Below are 17743 nucleotides of genomic sequence, written 5' to 3'. Positions count from 1 at the left end.
CCTCGAACCCTGGCATGAGCCCGGCCTGACCCTCCGCCACCGAACCACCCCATACCCCGCCGCTGGCGCCGTGCCCGCAGCGAAGACCCAGACCCTGGAGAGACCTATGAGAACAACGTATTGCGGGCTCGTGAGCGAAGCCCTGATGGACCAGACCGTCACCCTGATGGGCTGGGCGCACCGTCGCCGTGACCACGGCGGCGTGATCTTCATCGACCTGCGCGACCGCGAAGGCCTGGTGCAGATCGTCTGCGACCCCGACCGTGCCGCGATGTTCAAGGCCGCCGAAGGCGTGCGCAACGAGTTCTGCCTGAAGATCGTGGGCAAGGTGCGTGCGCGCCCGGCCGGCACCGAGAACGCCAACCTCACGAGCGGCAAGATCGAGGTGCTGTGCCACGAGCTCGAGGTGCTCAACCCCAGCATCACCCCGCCCTTCCAGCTCGACGACGACAACCTCTCCGAGACCACGCGCCTGACCCACCGCGTGCTGGACCTGCGCCGCCCGGTGATGCAGAAGAACATGATCCTGCGCTACCGCGTGGCCATGGAGGTGCGCAAGTTCCTCGACGCGAACGGCTTCATCGACATCGAGACGCCGATGCTCACCAAGAGCACGCCCGAAGGCGCGCGCGACTACCTGGTGCCGAGCCGGGTGAACGAGGGTGAGTTCTTCGCCCTGCCGCAAAGCCCGCAGCTCTTCAAGCAGCTGCTGATGGTGGCCGGCTTCGACCGCTACTACCAGATCACCAAGTGCTTCCGCGACGAGGACCTGCGCGCCGACCGCCAGCCCGAGTTCACCCAGATCGATATCGAGACGAGCTTCCTCAGCGAGGAAGAGATCCGCGCCATGTTCGAGGACATGATCCGCAAGGTCTTCAAGAGCGCGATCGACGTCGACCTGCCGGCCTACCCGGTCATGAAGTACGCCGAAGCCATGCACCGCTTCGGTTCGGACAAGCCCGACCTGCGCGTCAAGCTCGAGTTCACCGAACTCACCGACGTCATGAAGGACGTCGACTTCAAGGTGTTCTCGACGCCCGCCACCACCCCGGGCGGCCGCGTGGCCGCGCTGCGCGTGCCGGGCGGCGGCGACATGAGCCGCGGCGAGATCGACGGCTACACCGAGTTCGTCAAGATCTACGGCGCCAAGGGCCTCGCCTGGGTCAAGGTCAACGACGTGGCCAAGGGCCGCGAAGGCCTGCAGAGCCCGATCGTCAAGAACCTGCACGACGCGGCGCTGAACGAGATCCTCGCCCGCACGAAGGCCGCCAACGGCGACCTCATCTTCTTCGGTGCCGACAAGGAGAAGGTGGTCAACGACGCGCTGGGCGCGCTGCGGGTGAAGATCGGCCACAGCGAGTTCGGCCGTTCGCATGGCCTGTTCGACGACGTCTGGGCGCCGCTCTGGGTGGTCGACTTCCCGATGTTCGAGCGTGACGACGAAGCCGGCCGCTGGAACGCCGTGCATCACCCGTTCACCGCCCCGAAGGACGGCCATGAGGACTACATGGACAGCGATCCGGGCAAGTGCATCGCCAAGGCCTACGACATGGTGCTCAACGGCTGGGAACTGGGCGGCGGCTCGGTGCGTATCCACCGGGCCGAGGTGCAGAGCAAGGTGTTCAGCGCACTGAAGATCGGCCCCGAGGAAGCCCAGCTCAAGTTCGGCTTCCTGCTGGACGCGCTGCAGTACGGCGCCCCGCCGCACGGTGGCCTGGCCTTCGGTCTCGACCGCCTCGTCACGCTGATGACCAAGGCCGAGAGCATCCGTGACGTGATCGCCTTCCCGAAGACGCAGCGCGCCCAGTGCCTGCTGACGCACGCACCGAGCCCGGTGGACGAGAAGCAGCTGCGCGAACTGCACATCCGGTTGCGCAATCCGCAGGCCGCGAACGCCTGACGGCCCGGGCCCGGGTGGGTGCCATAGCACTCGCCGGGGCTCGAGGGTGCCGCCTGCCGTGCAGGGGCGGCTGATCAGCCCGCCGGCTCGCGCGCCATCGCCTTGAAGAAGGTGTAGCAGAAGCTGCCATCGGGTTCGGCCGTGCGGTGCAGGGCCTGGATGCCGGCGTCGAAACGCTCCGGTGAGATGAGCGCGCCGGCCAGCGCGGCCTCGCGCACGCCTTCGATCATCGGGATGAAGGTGCGGCGGGTGAACCCCTCGACCCAGCCGGGATGGCTGGCGTCGGCATAGGCGGTGCGGGCGGCGACGAGCGGCCTTTGGAACCCGGCGTCGTTCAGCAGCGCGTGCAGCTGTCGCCCGATCAGTGCATTGCCACCGGCACGCTGCTGAAGGCTTGCCTGGCAGGCGATGGCCTCCCGCGCCGCGTGGCTGTCCGGGTGGAAGCAGGTGGTGCCGTGGTCACCCTCGATGACGGTGATGCTGCCGCCCGGGCGCAGCACCCGTCGCAGGCCGCGCAGCGCGCTCACCGGGTCCGGCAGGTGTTCGAGCACGAAGCAGACGAAGACGTGGTCGAAGCGCCTCGACGTCCAGGGCAGGGCGAGGATGTCGGCCTGCTCGAACGTCACGCCTGACACGCCCGCCCGCTTGCAGCGCTCGCGCGCCGCGGTGAGCGAGTCGGCCGACAGGTCGATCGCCGTGATGCGGGCGCCGTGGTGCCGGCGTGCCAGTTCCACGGTCTGCGCGCCCACGCCGCATCCGGCTTCCAGCACGTCGGTGCCCTCGGCGTAGTGAGTGCCGCCATGAAGCAGCTCCGCCAGGGTGCGCGCCTGGTCGCCAAGGCGCTGGGTTTCGGTCGGCGCGTAGCCGTGCACGTAGTCGATGTCCATGGATCGCTCCGGGGTCGTGGATTCGGTGCGGAGTCTGCGGCGCCGCGCCCCGGCCGTCTGGAACGAAATTGCGGCCGTTCGTGAAACCGTGCCGCGCGGCGCCGTGCAGTCAGGGAATACCCGGGGTCCTCCCGCCCCCTGCGGTTACCGATATCAGCATCGAGAAGCCCGTCCCCTCGGGGTGCTGCGCCCGGCGCAGGTGCACCGTCGCCGAGGCGTTTGATTCCCTGTCATCGATCGAAAGCACTGCATGAATTTCGCTGCCCTCGGCAACATGAGCATCTCCCGTCGCCTGTCGGTCGGCTTCGGCGTCGTGGTGAGCCTGCTGGCCGTGCTGACCGCCGTGTCGGTCGTCAGCATGCGCGACACCCGACACCGGGTGCTCACCATCAACGAGCAACTGCGCCCGAAGATCGACCGCGTGGTGCAGATGAAGCAGCAGGTGAACCAGTCGGCCATGTCGATGCGCAACCTCGGCATCCTGACCAGCCCTGAAGACCTGGAAAAGGAGTTCAAGCAGCTCACCGCCGCCTACGAGACCTACGACCGCCTCGCGCAGGACTTTGCCGCCACGGCCGATGCCGCGGAGAAGGCGCAGCTCGCCAAGCTCGCCCAGGACCGCCAGGCCGCGGCCTCGGTGTTCCAGGCCGCGGTGAAGCAGGCGGCCTCGATCACGGCGGTGCAGGACATCGCGGTCCTCATCCGGCTGGAACTGCGGGTGAACCTCGAAGCGTGGAGCCGCTCACAGACGCAGTGGCTCGCCGACATCGACGCCCTCGAGGCCAGCACGGCCCGCGTCATCGCGGCGCAGGAGCAGGCCCTGGTGCAGCAGGCGGATCGCGGCGTGACCGTGCTGCTGGTCGTGGCCACGCTGGCCATCGCCTTCGGCGGCCTGGCGGCCTGGATGATCACCCGTTCCGTGAAGCTGCCGCTGCGCCGCGCCGTCGACGAGGCCGACCGCATGGCCGATGGCGATTTGTCCCATCGCATTGCCTCCGACAGCCAGGACGAGACCGGTCAGCTGCTGGCCAGCCTGGAGGTGATGCGGGGCCGCTGGGCCGAGACGGTGGAGCGGCTGCGTGCCACCACCAACAGCATCTCCACGGCCAGCACCGAGATTGCCAGCGGCAACCAGGACCTGAGCCAACGCACCGAGCAGACGGCCTCGAGCCTGCAGCAGGCGGCGTCCTCGATGTCACGGCTCACGGAGACCGTCCGGCAGTCTGCCAGCGCCGCCCAGCAGGCCAACCAGCTGGCGTCGTCCGCCGCCGAGGTGGCGGCGCGCGGCGGCTCGGTGGTCTCGCAGGTGGTGTCCACCATGACCGAGATCCATGCGAGCTCCAAGCGCATCGCCGACATCATCGGCGTCATCGACGGCATCGCGTTCCAGACGAACATCCTCGCCCTCAACGCGGCCGTCGAGGCCGCCCGGGCCGGCGAGCAGGGCCGCGGGTTCGCCGTGGTCGCGAGCGAGGTGCGGGGCTTGGCGAGCCGAGCCGCCACGGCCGCACGCGAGATCAAAGACCTCATCAGCGCGAGCGTCGACCGGGTCGAGGCGGGCTCCCGCCTGGTGGGCGACGCCGGCCACACCATGACCGAGATCGTCGGGTCCGTTCAGCGCGTGTCCGACATCATCGGCGAGATCAGCGCGGCCTCGGCCGAGCAGTCCCAGGGCATCGGCCAGGTGAACGCCACCGTGATCCAGCTCGACCAGATGACCCAGCAGAACGCCGCGCTCGTGGAGCAGTCGGCCGCGGCAGCCGAGTGCCTGGAGGGTCAGGCGCGGCAGCTGACGCAGGCGATGGGCAGCTTCAGGCTCGGTGGGCAGTGAGCCGGGCGGCCTGCGGGCACGGCTGAAGGCCGCGGGGCAGGCGATCGGCGGGCGGCAGGCGGCAGGCGCCGGGTCAGGGTGGAAGCGTCCCGACGCGTCGGCGTTCATGCCGACGGTTGCGGCTGGCATTGCGCGGCGCGACCCGCTTGAACCGTCGTCCGGTCGCGCGCGGCGTCGGACTTCAAGGCGCTGCGCTCAGGAGTCGGGGTCGTACCCGAAGACGCGCAGTTCCTGGTCGCAGCGGCAGGCCCGCGCCAGGCGCGCGGCCCAGGCGATGGCATCGTCGCGCGAAGGCAGTTCGAGCACGGTGAAGCCGCCGTTGAGCGGGCGTGCATCCGGGTAGCTGCCTTCGGCAATGGTGCCGTCGGCCGAGACCCGCACGGGCGGTACACCCTCGTCGATCCCGCCGCCGAACACGTAGACCCCGGCTGCCTTCGTCTCGGCGATCACGGCGTGTGAATCGCGGACCACCGCGTCCCAGTCGCTGGCGGGGACGACCATCGCCGCGCTGGGAAACGAGATCAGGTACTTGGCCATGGCGCTCCGTTCCGGAAGGTGACGGCGCCCGTCGTCCGTGATGGACTGGCATTCCGGGGCCGCAGGGCCGACTTTGCCAGCCGCTTCGACGCGGCGCAACGCCGGCCCTTCACCTCACTGGCTCAGGATGGTGAACAGCTCTTGCCGGGTCACCGGATCCTGGAAGTACTTGTCGTGCAGCGAGCGCATCTTCGCCACCATCGGGCCGTAGTCGCGCATGACGGCGAACTCGGTGCCTTGCTTGGCGGCGTTGACGCGGGCCTGTTCGACGCGTGCCTTCCAGAGCTGCCGCATGGTCTGGGCCGACTGCTTGCCGGCGGTCATGAAGTGGTTGCGGTCGCTGTCGCTCATGCGCTCCCAGGCAGCGGTCGAGATCACCAGGGCCTCGGGACTCACGGTGTGGCTCGACAGGTACATGTGCTTGGCCACGCCCATGTGGCCGGCCGATTCGTACGACGGCAGGTTGTTCTCGGCACAGTCGATGCGACCGGAACGGAGGGCGTCCTGCACCTCCTTGTAGGGCAGCGCGACGGGCGTGGCGCCCAGCAGCTTGACCATCTCCATGGCGGTCTCGGACTGTTGCACCCGGATCCGAAGGCCCTGGAAGTCGCCCGCCTGCCGGATCTGCTTGTTGGCACAGTAGAAGTGGCGCGCACCGCCGTCGTACCAGCCGAGCACGACGTAGCCGGCCGTCTTCAGCTTGGTGACGAACTGCTCGCCGAGCTTGCCGTCCAGCTGGCGGAACATGTGCTCGGCGTCGCGGAAGAGGAAGGGCAGGGTCAGCACCTTGGTGCCCGGGGCCGCTTCGGCGAGGGGGCCCAGGCTGAACTCGGCCAGGTCGATGTCGCCTTGCTTGAGCATCTGCACGGCCTTGGGCTGGTCACCCAGCACGCCGTTGGAGTGGACCTTGACCTTGTAGCGGCCGCCGGTGAGGCGTTCGACGTTCTGCGCGAAGGCCTCCATGGCCTGGCTCACCGGATAGCCATCGGGATGGATGTTCCAGGCCCGCAACTCCGTCTGGGCGCAGGCGAGTGACGGGAGCGCAGCGGTGAGCGCCAGGAGGAGGGAGGAGAGGTGCCGTTTCACTGGAGCCTTCAGGAGTTGGTGGGCGGGTCGTCTGATGACTGCCGGCGATTCTGGTGCGACCCGTCCGGCGCGATTCGCGGGTTAACCCGCGGATTGCGAGCGAGTCCGTGCACGAATTCTGAAAACGTTGTCTGACGACTTCAGCCGGGGTGTCGAACCCCTGGCGATTGGGCCATTGCAGCCCGCCACGCACCCGGCGTGAAGCCGAACTGGCGCAGGAACACCCGACCGAGGTGGCTCTGGTCGGCGAAGCCGGTGGCGGCGGCCGCGTCTGCCAGCGCCAGTCCCTGCCGGATGAGGCGGCGTGCTTCCTCGGCACGTTGCATCAGCAGCCAGGCGTGCGGCGGGACGCCATGGGCCCGCTCGAAACGGCGCAACAGCTGGTAGCGGCTCAGTCCGGCCTGTTCCGCGAGCTCGGCCAGGGTCGGTGGCGCGAGCAGGTCGGCGGCGAGCCGGTCCCGCACCTGCGCCAGGTTGACATCGGCGTCGCGCACCGACGGCGCATGCTCGACGTGGGCTGACAGGCAATGGGTGGCCCGGGCCAGGGCTTCGTCACAGGCCATGCCGTCGACCCCGTCGCCGGGCCGTGCCTGGTCCAGCCGCAGGAACAGCTGGCGCAGCGCGGTGGCCAGGCGTGGGTCCTGGATGACGGGCCGCACGATGGCCAGGTCGCCTGCACGGTCGGCATCGGGCGGGGCCAGCAGGTCCCGCATGCAATCGGGCTCGACATAGAGCATGCGCCACCGCCGGGACGGGCTGCCCAATGGCCGGCCGTCGTGCACTTCGCCCGGATGGCTGCTGATCACGTCGCCGGCGAAGGCCTCGACGGCGCCGCGTCCGCTGGCCGACTGCTGTGCGCCATCGTCCAGCACACCGAAGCCGTGCGTCGCGTGCCAATGGCGCGGGAAGTGCCTTGCGCTGTCGAGCTCACAGGCGTGGATGCCGGCCCAGGGGGTGGGCAGCACGCGGGCGCGGTGGACGGGAGCGCAGGCCATGGCGGATTGTCGCCCGGCCCGGCCGGCGCGCGGTGGCGCCGGCCAACACGGCGGTCAGCGCAGGAACTTGCCGTCCGGGCCGACGATGGTGATTTCGACGAAGTGGCTCCCGTGGTGCTTCTTCGGGCCGTAGGCCACCTCGTAGCCGCCCAGATCGACCCGGGTCATGCCTTCCATCGCGCGCGTGACGCTGTCGGGCGTCGGGGCCTTGCCGGCCCGGCGCAGGCCTTCGATCAGCACGCGCGTGGTCAGGTAGCCCAGCATCGACTCGTACGCCACCGGCACCTTCGCCTTGCGCGCGGCCGCATTGAATTCGCGCACGAGCGGCGTGGTCTCGCGCCAGGGGTAGGGGGCCGTCTGGGTGATGGCCAGGCCGCGAGCGTCCTCGCCCATGGCCTCGATGAGCGAGGCGACGTTGGTGATGGACAGTGCGTAGACCGGCACGCCGATCTGCTTGCGCGCGGCCTTGACGAAGCTCACGGTGGGCGGCCCGAAGGCCATCATCAGCACGGCCTTCGGCTGCTTGGCCGCAAGGGCCTGCGCGGCGGCAACGGCGTTGCTGCCACTCGCATCGAGGGGCTGGCGACCGACCAGCGTGGCGCCGTTCTCCTGGATGACCTGTTCCACCACCGGCATCATCAGCTGGCCGAACGGGTTGTCGAGGTAGACGACCCCGATCTGCCCCTGCTGCAGCGTGACGAGGTTGCGCACCATCTGGACCACTTCGTCCCGAAAGCTGGCGGCGGTGGTGAAGAGGTAGGGGTGATGCTGTGCACGCAGTGCGGGCGAGCCGGAGTACAGGCCGATCAAGGGCACGTGGCGTTCGGCCAGCAGCGGCAAGGTGGCGGCAATGGCCTGGCTGTTGGCCAGCCCGAACAGGGCGACGACCTTGTGCTTGTCGATCAGGGTCTTGACGTTCTCGATGCAGCGGGCCGCATCGTAGCCATCGTCGAGCTGGATCAGGCGGAGCGGGCGGCCATTGATGCCGCCTTGCTGGTTGGCCTCCTCGATGGCCAGGTCCTGGCCCTTGAGGGACAGCGCTGTCGTGGCCGCCATCGGGCCACTCAGGTGGATGCTCTGGCCGATGCGGATCTCTCCGTCCTGCGAGCGGGACGGCAAGCCGACCATCAGGCTGGCCGCGGTGGCGGCCTTCAGCGCGTCGCGCCGGGTCCAGAAGAGCGATGGGGACATGAACGAGGATCCTTTCAGCAGACCTTGCATTCTTGCGGATGGCAGCCGTGTCGCCCATCCCCTTTTGCGCGCATCTTTTTGCAGGCCCCTCGATTGCGGCTGGTCTCACGGCCGTGCCCAGCGGGCACGGGGTCTTTCAGCGTTGACGTGGCGCAGGGGCGCGCTGCCCGGCGCTGCGCGGCACGCTCGCTGCCCGGTATCCTTGGCGCCATGCCAGCCCCCCCGTCCGTCCCCGCCCGCCACAAGATTCCCCGTTCGGTGCTCGTCGTCATCCATGATCCCGCGCGCCGGGTGCTCATCATCGAGCGGGCCGCCCAGCCGGGCTTCTGGCAGAGCGTCACCGGGTCGATCGACTTTCCCGAGGAGCGTCTGCGCGACACCGCGATCCGCGAGGTGGCGGAGGAGACCGGCATCGTGGCCGGTTCACCGGAGGTGCCGCTCGAGAACCTGCGCGACTGGGGCATCGAGAACGTCTACGAGATCTATCCCGTGTGGCGGCATCGCTATGCACCGGGCGTCACGCACAACAACGAACATGTGTTCGGCCTGCTGGTACCGGAGGGCACACCGGTCACCCTGGCGCCGCGCGAACACACCCGCTTCGAATGGCTGCCGTGGCGCGAGGCCGCCGACCGCTGCTTCTCGCCGTCCAACGCCGAGGCCATCCTCCAACTGCCCCGATTCACCGCATGAACCCGCCGACCTTCGCCCCCAGTTCCCTCCATGGCCCCGAGGTGCTGCGCGTGGCCACCTACAACATCCACAAGGGCGTGCGCGGCGTGGGGCCCCGCCGGCGCCTGGAGATCCACAACCTCGTGCTCGGCATCGAGGCGCTCGATGCGGACCTGGTGTTCCTGCAGGAAGTGCGGCACTTCCATCACGGCGAGGCGCGCGCCTTCCCCGACCCGCATCGAGGCTGGCCGCGCGCCAGCCAGTCGGACTACCTCGCGCCCGAGGGCTACCACGTGGCCTACCGAACGAACGCCGTGACGCCCGAGGGCGAGCATGGCAACGCGCTGCTGTCGCGCTGGCCGATGGGAGACCCGGGCCACCACGATGTCTCCGACCACCGGTTCGAGCAGCGTGGCCTGTTGCATGTGCCCATCGACTGGCACGGCACGCGGGTTCACGGCATCGTGGCCCACCTCGGCCTGATGCACTCCAGCCGGGTGCGCCAGGTGGACCGCATCGCGGCGTTCATCGCGCAGCACGTACCGACCGACGAATGTCTCGTGCTCGCTGGCGATTTCAACGATTGGGGCGAGCGGCTCGGTGCACCGATGAAGGCAATGGGCCTGCGCCGCGCAGAGCCACGCGAAGGCAGTTTGCCGCGCACCTTTCCCTCGCGCGTGCCCGTGTTCTCGCTGGACCGCATCTACCTGCGCGGCCTGCGCTGCAGCAGCGTGCATGTGCCACGCGGGCCGGCGTGGGCGCGCATGTCCGACCACCTGCCCCTCGTGGCCGATCTCGCACTCGAACGCGAATGAGGTCGGCCGACACCTCGCTCACGCGCGCTGCGGTTCGCCCGCTCTTCAGTGGCGGCAACCAGGCCCGGCTGCTCAAGGGAGGCGACGAGCTGTTCGCGGCCATGGTCGAGGGCATCCGCATGGCGCGCCACCAGGTCTGGCTGGCGACCTACATCTACACCAACGAAGGCGCGGTGCGAGAGGTGACCCGCGCGCTCACCGATGCGGCGCGCCGGGGCGTGCAGGTCAAGCTGGTGCTCGACGGCTTCGGGTGCCGAAGCGACCTGCCGGGGTTGCGACCCTTGCTCGAGGAGTCCGGCGTGCAGTTGGCCGTCTTCCGTCCGCTGGAGCGCTGGTGGAGCTGGTTTCGACCGGGGCAGCTGCGTCGCCTGCACCAGAAGATGTGCGTCGTCGATGGCACGGTCGCGTTCGTCGGGGGCATCAACCTCATCGACGACCGCTACGACCTGGTGCACGGGTGGAGCGAATCACCCCGCCTCGACTTCGCGGTGCAGGTGCGCGGGCCGGTGGTGGCGCCCGTCGAGCAGGCGGTGCGCGCGCTGTTCACTCGTGCCCGGCTCAGCAGCAACTTTCGCCACGAACTGGCCACGCTGGCCCGCAGTGCCGAACCGGTCGCGCGAGCCCGCCGATTGATGCGTCGGCTTCGCATGGACGACGAGGCGCGACCCGGTCCGGGTGCTCAGGCCCTGGCCCCCGTGCGCGCGGCCTTCGTGCTGCGCGACAACCTGCGTCGGCGGCGTGCCATCGAGCGCAGCTACATCGACGCCATCCGCAAGGCGCGCGTTCGGGTCGACCTGATGTCGCCGTACTTCTATCCGGGCCGGGCCTTCCGCCGCGTGTTGCGACAGGCCGCCCGGCGCGGCGTGGAGGTGCGGCTGCTCCTGCAAGGCAAGGTGGACTACCGCATCGCCGCGCTGGCGGCGCGGGCCTTGTACGACGAACTGCTGGCCGATGGCGTGCGCATCTTCGAGTACACGCCCGCCTTCCTGCATGCCAAGGTGGCCCTCGTCGATGACGACTGGGCCACGGTCGGCAGTTCCAACATCGATCCCCTCTCGCTGCTGCTGAACCTCGAGGCGAACGTGGTGGTGCGGGACGCCGCCTTCACCCGCGCCTTGGCGGCGGAGTTCGATGCCGCGGCGGCTGCATCGCGCGAGATCGACACCAGCCTCGGCTCGCATCCGACGGGCGTGCGCGCGCGCGTGCGCCGGTGGTGGGTGGCCTGGTGCGCGCGCCTCTACCTGCGGGTTGCCGGAGCGACGGGACGCTATTGATCGGCGCGGGCGACACGGCGGCTCGCTTGGGACGCCCTCGCGCCATGGCAACGCCGCCGCTCTCGGTGTGATGCGGCCGGAGCGACACCGGCGTCGTCGCGATGATGTACCTGCTTGTTACACCTCCGCAGCGGTCGTCGGCGCTGCAGACGAGGCGCCTTTGCTAGCATCCGCGCCACCCTGGCGGCTTGCCGCCCCCTCAGTCCCTGGATGCCATGCCTGATCCCTCGCCGTTCGTGCTCGGACCCATGGAACGTGGGCATGTGGTCAATCGGCGCGGCCGTTCACTGTACCGGGCGTTCCACGCGCCGACGGGGACCCCACGCCGCCTCTGGGTCTTCTGCAGTGCGCTGCTCGAGGACGCCACCTTCGGCTGGCGCGTCTTCGTCGAGCTGGCCGACGCGGTCGCCGCCGCTGGGGACGCCGCAGTCCGCTTCGATGTCGAAGGACAGGGCGACAGCGAAGGCGAGGCCCGCGCGCTCGGGCTGGACGACTGGATCGACGACACGCTCGATGCCGTGGCGCATGCGCGAGCGCGCTTCGGCGGAGGGCTGGAGTTGGTGCTGGTGTCCCTCGGCTCCGGTTCACTCGTTGCGGCTGCGGCGGCGGAACGTGCGGGTGCCGACCGGTTGCTGCTCATCGAGCCTGTCGTCGAGGGTGGGCGCTGGTTCGACAAGCTGCTGAAGGGCCACACCACCATGCAGTTGAGCTGCTACAACCGGCTGCGCCAGACGCCCGCGGAACTCGCGGCGCAGCTCGATCGCGATGAACCGGTCAGCCTGCTCGGTCAGGAGGTCGGGCGGGCGTTTGCGCAGAGCCTGCGCGCGGCCCGCCTCCTTCCCTCGCTGACGGGCCGCGCACGGCGGACCGACGTCATCGGCGTCGCGCGCGCGGGTCGGCCGGGCGTGCCGAGCGAGGTGCAGGCGTTGGGCGGCCTGCCCGGGGTGCAGGTCCACCTCTGTGAAGTCGCCGCCTTCCTCGACAAGGGCCTGCGCTTCTGGGAGCTGCCGCCGCCGCTCACCGCGCTGTGCCTGGCCCTCGTGTCCGAGGAGGCGCAGTGAACGAGCATCCATTCGAGCTGACGGGCCCTGACGGTCTGGTGCGCCGAGGCGTCCTCCATGCAGCCCGGCGCCCGAACGGCACGGCGGTCGTGCTGCTGCCCTCCGGTTTCAAGCACCGGGTCGGCTCGCACCGGTTCAACCTGCTGCTGGCACGCCGCCTGGCCGCGCTCGGCCATGCGGTCCTGCGCTACGACCCGGCGGGCATCGGCGAGAGCGACGGCACGCTGTCCGTCGTGCCGCCGGGCACGCTGAGCGCTCGCCTGGAAGAGGGCTACTTCGCCGACGACGCGCTGCTGGCGGCTGCGGCGCTGCGGGAGCGGCATGGCGCCACATGCGTATTGCTGGGCGGACTGTGCGGTGGCGGCATCACGGCGCAGCTGGCCGCGTCTCGCGATACCCGAGGTCACGTGCAAGGCGTGATTGCCCTGGGCCTGCCCGCGCTGACCATCGGACCGCCCGGCGACCGCAACGTGCCCCAGGCGCAAGTGGCGCGCAGGCGCCTGCGCAACTACGCCCAGAAGCTGGTGTCCCCCGCCGCCTGGGCCCGCGTGTTCAGTGGGCAGAGCGACTTCGATCACATCGGGCGCAACGTCCTCGGGGCCGTGCTGCCGGTCCGGCCGTCGGGTTCGATCAGCGCCCCGGCTGGCACGACCGCGGGAGGCCAGCCGAATCCCCACTTCCTGCGGGCCTTCGCCACGCTGCGCGAACGCGGCGTTCCACAGCTCTTCGTGTACGGCACCGCGGACAACCGCTGGATCGAGTTCGAGGAGACCTTCCTGCCGACGGTGCTCGGGGGGCGGCTGGACGGTCCGGGCTATGCAGTGCGCCTGGTGCCCGAGGGAAGCCACGAACTGGATTTCGGGCCGGCGAAGCGCCAGGCGATGGAGGCGGTCGAGGCCTGGCTCGAGGCGAACTTCGCCCCACAGCCCCTCGCGTGACCCGGTTCGCGGGACGAGGCATCATGCACGAGCCGCCATGTGGCGGCCTGAAGGAAGGTGCCATGGACTCGTTCGATTGCGATCTCTTCGTGGTGGGTGCGGGCAGTGGCGGCGTGCGCGCCAGCCGCATGGCCGCTGCACGGGGAGCGCGGGTCATCGTGGCCGAGGGCAGCGCGCTCGGCGGCACTTGCGTGAACCTCGGCTGCATCCCGAAGAAGCTGTACAGCCATGCGGCGCATTGCCATGAACAGTTCCAGGAGGCCGTCGGCTTCGGATGGCACGTCGGCGAAGTGAGCTTCGACTGGCAGCGCCTGCGGACCCGCCGTGCCGCGGAGATCACCCGGCTCAATGGGGTCTACGACAAGCTGCTGTCGGGCGCGGGTGTCCGGCTGGTGCGCGGCTGGGCGCGGCTTCTCGATCCGCACACGGTGGGTGTGAAGAGCCACGACGGCGAGGAGCAGCGTTTCACGGCGCGCCACATCCTGCTGGCAACGGGCGGCAGACCGCAGCGGCCGTCCGGTCCGGGCGCCGAGTGGGCCATCACGTCCGACGAGCTCTTCGACATCGACCCGTTTCCCCGCCGCCTTCTGGTCGTCGGCGGCGGCTACATCGCGTGCGAGTTCGCATCGATCTTCCAGGGCCTGGGCAGCCAGGTCACGCTGGTGCACCGCGGCCCGCGCATCCTGCGCGGCTTCGACGAGGAGATCGCCGGGTTTGCCGATCTGGAGATGCGCAAGAAGGGGCTCACCGTTCGATTGAACGCCACGGTGGCCGAGGTGCAACGGCGCGGCGACGTGCAGGTGGTGCGATTGAGCGACGGGCACACCGTCGAGGTGGATGCCGTGCTCCAGGCGACGGGCCGCCTGCCGCTGACCGAGGGGCTGGGCCTCGAGGCACTCGGCATCACCCTGAACGCCGAGGGAACCGTGCCCGTCGATGCCCGATTCCAGACCGCCATTCCGTCGGTGTTGGCCATCGGCGACCTGGTCGGTCACAAGGCATTGACCCCCGTGGCCCTGGCCGAGGCGATGGTGCTGGTGGATCACCTCTTCGGCGACGGGCAGCGTCCGCCCATCGACTACGAAGCGATCGCCACCGCCGTGTTCACCCATCCCAACATCGCGACCGTCGGCATGAGCGAGGAGCGCGCCCGCCGCTTGCATGGCGAGGTGCGCGTGTTCCGCAGCGAGTTCAAGGCCTTGAAGCACACGCTGAGCGACAGCACCGAGCGCACGCTGATGAAGATCGTGGTGGACGCCGCCACCGATCGCGTGCTGGGCATGCACATGGTCGGCGCCGACGCCGGTGAGGTGATCCAGGGGTTCGCGGTCGCGGTGCAGGCGGGGCTGACCAAGGCCCAGATCGACCGCACCATCGGCATCCATCCGACCGGGGCCGAGGAGTTCGTCACCATGCGTGAACCGGTGCGATGAGCGCCGCACCGCCCACTGGGGCGGACTGGCTCATTGCCGGCGTCGACTTCACCAGCCGCCCGACGCGACGCAAGCCGATCACCGTGGCGATCGGCCGGCGCGCCGGTCCCGTGGTTCGGCTGGAGCGGCTGGATGAACACTTCGACTTCGACACCTTCGCCGCCTGGCTGCGGGAGCCGGGGCCCTGGATCGGCGGCTTCGACCTGCCGTTCGGCCTGTCGCGGGAGTTGATCGAGCACCTGGGCTGGCCCGACCGCTGGCTGGACGCGATGACGCACTACCGCGGCCTGTCGCGAGAGGCGGTGCGTGAGACCTTCGCCGCGTTCTGCAATGGGCGACCGGTGGGTGCGAAGTTCGCCCATCGGGCCACCGAACGGCCGGCCGGCTGCTCGCCTTCGATGAAATGGGTCAACCCGCCCGTCGCGCTGATGATGCATGCCGGTGTGCCGCTGCTGATCGACTCGGGCGTGAGCCTGCCGGGGCTTCACGAAGGGGATCCCGCGCGGCTGGCCCTCGAGGCCTACCCCGGACTGCTGGCGCGCGAACTGATCGGCAGCCGCTCGTACAAGAGTGACGAGAAGGCGCGGCAGACGCCCGAGCGCCTCATCGCCCGCAAGGACCTGGTGGAGGCCCTGGAGCAGGGACGTACCCGGCTTGGCTTGCGCCTGCGCATGAGCCACGCGATGAGGGATTCGCTGGTGGCGGATGCCTCGGGCGACCGTCTGGACGCGGTCGCTTGCATGGTCTTCGCCGCCTGGGCGCTGGACCAGCCCGCCCACGGCATTCCGCCCGACAGCGACCCCTTGGAAGGCTGGATCGTCGGCGCCTAGACGGGTGGGCGTACAGGCGGTCCGGTCGCTCTGCCGCCCATCGCTCTCGCTGTCACGACACGCCGGCCGGCAGGGTGACGGTGAAGGTGGTGCCCTGGCCTGGCTCGCTCCTGACCGTGATGGTGCCGTCCATCCGGTCGACCAGCATCTTGGTGACGGCCAGGCCGAGGCCCGTTCCGGGGATGCGCGTGCGTTCGGCCCCGAGCCGGTCGAAGGGCATGAAGAGCCGCGCCTGCTGCGTCGCATCCATGCCCGTGCCGGTGTCGCTCACCGACAGCACGAGCGATTTGCCCTTCGCGCCCACGCTCAGTCGAACATGACCGCCGGGCGGCGTGAACTTCACCGCATTGGACAGCAGGTTGTCGAGCACCTGGCGCAGGCGCGTGGGGTCGCCCCAGGCGCTGGCGGGCCGGACGGGTTCAGGCGGGCCGATGACGGTGATGGCTGCGGGCGCCGCTGCCGCACGCGCACGTTGCAGGGTTTCGCCGAGCAGTGCGCCCACGTCCAGCGCCTCGCGACGCAATTCGATGCGCCCGGCTTCGGCCGCCGAAATGTCGAGCACATCGTTGACGAGCGCCAGCATGTGACGACCACTGGCAAGGATGGCCTCGATCCATGACCGCTGCACGGGATCGACTTCGGCCCGGGCCTGCAGCAGCTGGGCGAATCCGAGGATGCCGTTCAAGGGCGTGCGCAGCTCGTGGCTCACACGGGACATCAGGTCCGACTTGTTGCGGCTGGCCGCTTCAGCGACTTGCAGCTGCACCCGGGCTGCCTCGTTCGTGCGGCGCGGCGTGACGTCGAGCGCGGTGCCCTGCAGGCGGACGGTGGCGCCGGAGGCGTCACGGATGACCTCGCCGCGAGCCTCCATCCAGCGCAGTTCGCCGCTCGCATGCCGGTACTGGACTTCGAGCCGGTAGGGATCGCCGGTGCGCAGAGCGTCGGCCACCGCCACCTGGATCGCCTGCCAGCTGTCAGGTGCGTACAGCGCGGCCCGATCGGCTGGCGGCGGCAGCGGATCAGACGGATCGCGGCCGAAGAGGTGGTACATCTCCTCGGACCAGGTGACGACGCCGGTGGCCAGTTCCCATTGCCAGCTCCCGATCTGCCCGAGCCGCTGGGCCTCGCGCAGGGCCGCCTCGCTTCGCCGCAGCGCCTCTTCCTTGCGCTTGAGCGCCGTGATGTCGGTGACGAACGCGATGAAGCCCATGACGTCGCCGTCGACCACGTCGGGGAGGTACATCGCCAGGCTCTGGCGGATCACGCCATCCGGCCCCGGGATGGCGCGTTCGAACTCCTGCGGCGTGCCGGCGAGGGCGGCCCGCATGTGGGGTTCATTGAGTGCGAAAAGATCCGGCCCGAGCAAATCGGCGATGTGTCGCCCGAGCATGTTGTCGGGGTCGGCGCCGAACCAGGCAAGGTAGGCCCGGTTGGCAAAACGGCACCGCAGGTCGCGGTCCCAGTAGGCGAGCATGGCCGGCACGTGGTCGACGAGGTGCCGCATGAAGTGCGCGCTGTCCTGTCCGTCTCCGCCGGGGATGCCGTCCATCGTGATCTCGATTGCGCCGCAGCGCGCTGGTGGCCCGAGCAGGACGCGGCCATCGCTGCCGTGGCCCGCCGGTGGGCCAGTATCCCCCTATCCCCATCGAGCTGCCTGAGGGCCACTACCGAGTGCCGGCTGGGGCGAACACTGCACTGTCATCGGATCTGCCCGAGAATGCCGGCCATGCCGTGGTTTCAAGTCTTGTTCCGAGTCGTCTTGCTGGCGGGCTGCCTCGCCGGCCCGGGCGTGGCCGCGACCCTCAATGGCACCGTCAGCCGCGTGACCGACGGCGACACCGTATGGGTTCGACCTCCCGGCCAGCGTCCGGTGGCGGTCCGGCTGGTCGGCCTGGACGCACCCGAGCGGTGCCAGGCGGGCGGGAGCGAGGCCACGGCCGCGTTGACCGCACGGCTGTTGCGTCGTCAGGTGGAGGTTGAGTCCGTGGGCCGCGACGACTACGGTCGCACGCTGGGCCGGCTTCACCTCGACGGGCACGACATCGGCGCATGGCTGGTGCGCGAAGGCCATGCCTGGAGCGCCGGGCGCGGGCGCGAGGGCGGACCGTATGAACGCGAAGAACGGAGCGCTCGCCGCCACCGCCGCGGGGTGTTCGCCGCCGCTGCGTCGACCGTCGAGACACCGCGAGACTTTCGTCGCCGCCATGGCCCATGCCCTCGGCCGCCCGCTCGCAGGGCTACCCTTCGTTGATCTGCCGCCGCCCCCCTTTTCACCTGTCCCTCACCCCGCGCG

General features: G+C 69.8%; 16 protein-coding genes. 10 read left to right on the top strand and 6 right to left on the bottom strand.

Annotated features, from left to right (window positions below; all coding sequences use genetic code 11):
* The first annotated feature begins 106 nt into the window (after nt 1-106).
* Entirely contained in the window at nt 107-1900 is a 1794-nt protein-coding gene (gene aspS, locus ACSQ2F_RS13665) for an aspartate--tRNA ligase (RefSeq protein ID WP_436023660.1), read from the top strand.
* 74 nt (nt 1901-1974) lie between these two features.
* Here aspS and ACSQ2F_RS13660 read toward each other — a convergent pair whose 3' ends face one another.
* Nucleotides 1975-2787 (bottom strand): class I SAM-dependent methyltransferase, encoded by an 813-nt coding sequence (locus ACSQ2F_RS13660; protein WP_436023658.1) that lies wholly within the window; start codon nt 2785-2787, stop codon nt 1975-1977.
* A gap of 250 nt (nt 2788-3037) precedes the next feature.
* On the opposite strand from ACSQ2F_RS13660, the gene ACSQ2F_RS13655 reads away from it, so the two are divergent.
* On the top strand, nt 3038-4618 hold the full coding sequence (locus ACSQ2F_RS13655; RefSeq protein ID WP_436023656.1) for a methyl-accepting chemotaxis protein: 1581 nt from the start codon (nt 3038-3040) through the stop codon (nt 4616-4618).
* Between the two features lie 195 nt (nt 4619-4813).
* Here the strand turns inward: ACSQ2F_RS13655 and ACSQ2F_RS13650 are convergent, their stop codons facing one another.
* From ACSQ2F_RS13650 to ACSQ2F_RS13635, 4 genes are all read right to left on the bottom strand, one after another.
* Nucleotides 4814-5155, bottom strand: coding sequence for a YciI family protein (locus ACSQ2F_RS13650; RefSeq protein WP_436023654.1), 342 nt, complete (start codon nt 5153-5155; stop codon nt 4814-4816).
* A 114-nt stretch (nt 5156-5269) separates the two neighbouring features.
* The gene (locus ACSQ2F_RS13645) at nt 5270-6241 is read right to left on the bottom strand and encodes a TRAP transporter substrate-binding protein (protein ID WP_436023652.1); all 972 of its coding nucleotides are present in this window, start codon (nt 6239-6241) and stop codon (nt 5270-5272) included.
* Between the two features lie 140 nt (nt 6242-6381).
* A complete protein-coding gene (locus ACSQ2F_RS13640) occupies nt 6382-7236 on the bottom strand; it encodes a helix-turn-helix domain-containing protein (RefSeq protein ID WP_436023650.1) in 855 nt (284 codons plus the stop codon).
* 54 nt (nt 7237-7290) lie between these two features.
* Nucleotides 7291-8427, bottom strand: coding sequence for an ABC transporter substrate-binding protein (locus ACSQ2F_RS13635; protein WP_436023648.1), 1137 nt, complete (start codon nt 8425-8427; stop codon nt 7291-7293).
* A 210-nt stretch (nt 8428-8637) separates the two neighbouring features.
* Between ACSQ2F_RS13635 and nudB the strand changes: the two genes are divergently transcribed.
* The 7 genes from nudB to ACSQ2F_RS13600 all read left to right on the top strand — a co-directional run bounded on the left by nudB (nt 8638) and on the right by ACSQ2F_RS13600 (nt 15450).
* Entirely contained in the window at nt 8638-9120 is a 483-nt protein-coding gene (nudB, locus tag ACSQ2F_RS13630) for a dihydroneopterin triphosphate diphosphatase (RefSeq protein ID WP_436023646.1), read from the top strand.
* Entirely contained in the window at nt 9117-9914 is a 798-nt protein-coding gene (locus ACSQ2F_RS13625; RefSeq protein ID WP_436023644.1) for an endonuclease/exonuclease/phosphatase family protein, read from the top strand. Before nudB ends, ACSQ2F_RS13625 begins: the two co-directional genes overlap by 4 nt.
* Nucleotides 9911-11188, top strand: coding sequence for a cardiolipin synthase ClsB (clsB, locus tag ACSQ2F_RS13620; protein ID WP_436023642.1), 1278 nt, complete (start codon nt 9911-9913; stop codon nt 11186-11188). Before ACSQ2F_RS13625 ends, clsB begins: the two co-directional genes overlap by 4 nt.
* Before the next feature lie 215 nt (nt 11189-11403).
* Nucleotides 11404-12249 carry a serine aminopeptidase domain-containing protein gene (locus tag ACSQ2F_RS13615; RefSeq protein WP_436023640.1) on the top strand — a complete coding sequence of 282 codons (846 nt, stop codon included), beginning with the start codon at nt 11404-11406 and terminating at the stop codon, nt 12247-12249.
* The gene (locus tag ACSQ2F_RS13610) at nt 12246-13187 is read left to right on the top strand and encodes a serine aminopeptidase domain-containing protein (protein WP_436023638.1); all 942 of its coding nucleotides are present in this window, start codon (nt 12246-12248) and stop codon (nt 13185-13187) included. The genes ACSQ2F_RS13615 and ACSQ2F_RS13610 overlap by 4 nt, the downstream gene beginning before the upstream one ends.
* Nucleotides 13188-13249: 62 nt before the next feature.
* Nucleotides 13250-14620, top strand: a complete 1371-nt coding sequence (gene gorA / locus ACSQ2F_RS13605; protein ID WP_436023636.1) for a glutathione-disulfide reductase — start codon at nt 13250-13252, stop codon at nt 14618-14620.
* Nucleotides 14617-15450: a DUF429 domain-containing protein gene (locus ACSQ2F_RS13600; protein WP_436023634.1), complete on the top strand. Its 834-nt coding sequence runs from the start codon at nt 14617-14619 to the stop codon at nt 15448-15450. Before gorA ends, ACSQ2F_RS13600 begins: the two co-directional genes overlap by 4 nt.
* Before the next feature lie 52 nt (nt 15451-15502).
* Here the strand turns inward: ACSQ2F_RS13600 and ACSQ2F_RS13595 are convergent, their stop codons facing one another.
* Nucleotides 15503-16999, bottom strand: a complete 1497-nt coding sequence (locus ACSQ2F_RS13595) for a PAS domain-containing sensor histidine kinase (protein ID WP_436023632.1) — start codon at nt 16997-16999, stop codon at nt 15503-15505.
* 177 nt (nt 17000-17176) lie between these two features.
* Between ACSQ2F_RS13595 and ACSQ2F_RS13590 the strand changes: the two genes are divergently transcribed.
* On the top strand, nt 17177-17701 hold the full coding sequence (locus ACSQ2F_RS13590) for a thermonuclease family protein (protein WP_436023630.1): 525 nt from the start codon (nt 17177-17179) through the stop codon (nt 17699-17701).
* Nucleotides 17702-17743 lie beyond the last annotated feature (42 nt).

This window comes from Rhizobacter sp. LjRoot28 (assembly GCF_964253025.1).
Classification (GTDB): domain Bacteria; phylum Pseudomonadota; class Gammaproteobacteria; order Burkholderiales; family Burkholderiaceae_C; genus Rhizobacter.
The sequence above is the reverse complement of the archived record's forward strand: the minus strand, read 5'-3'. Positions and strand labels throughout refer to the sequence as shown.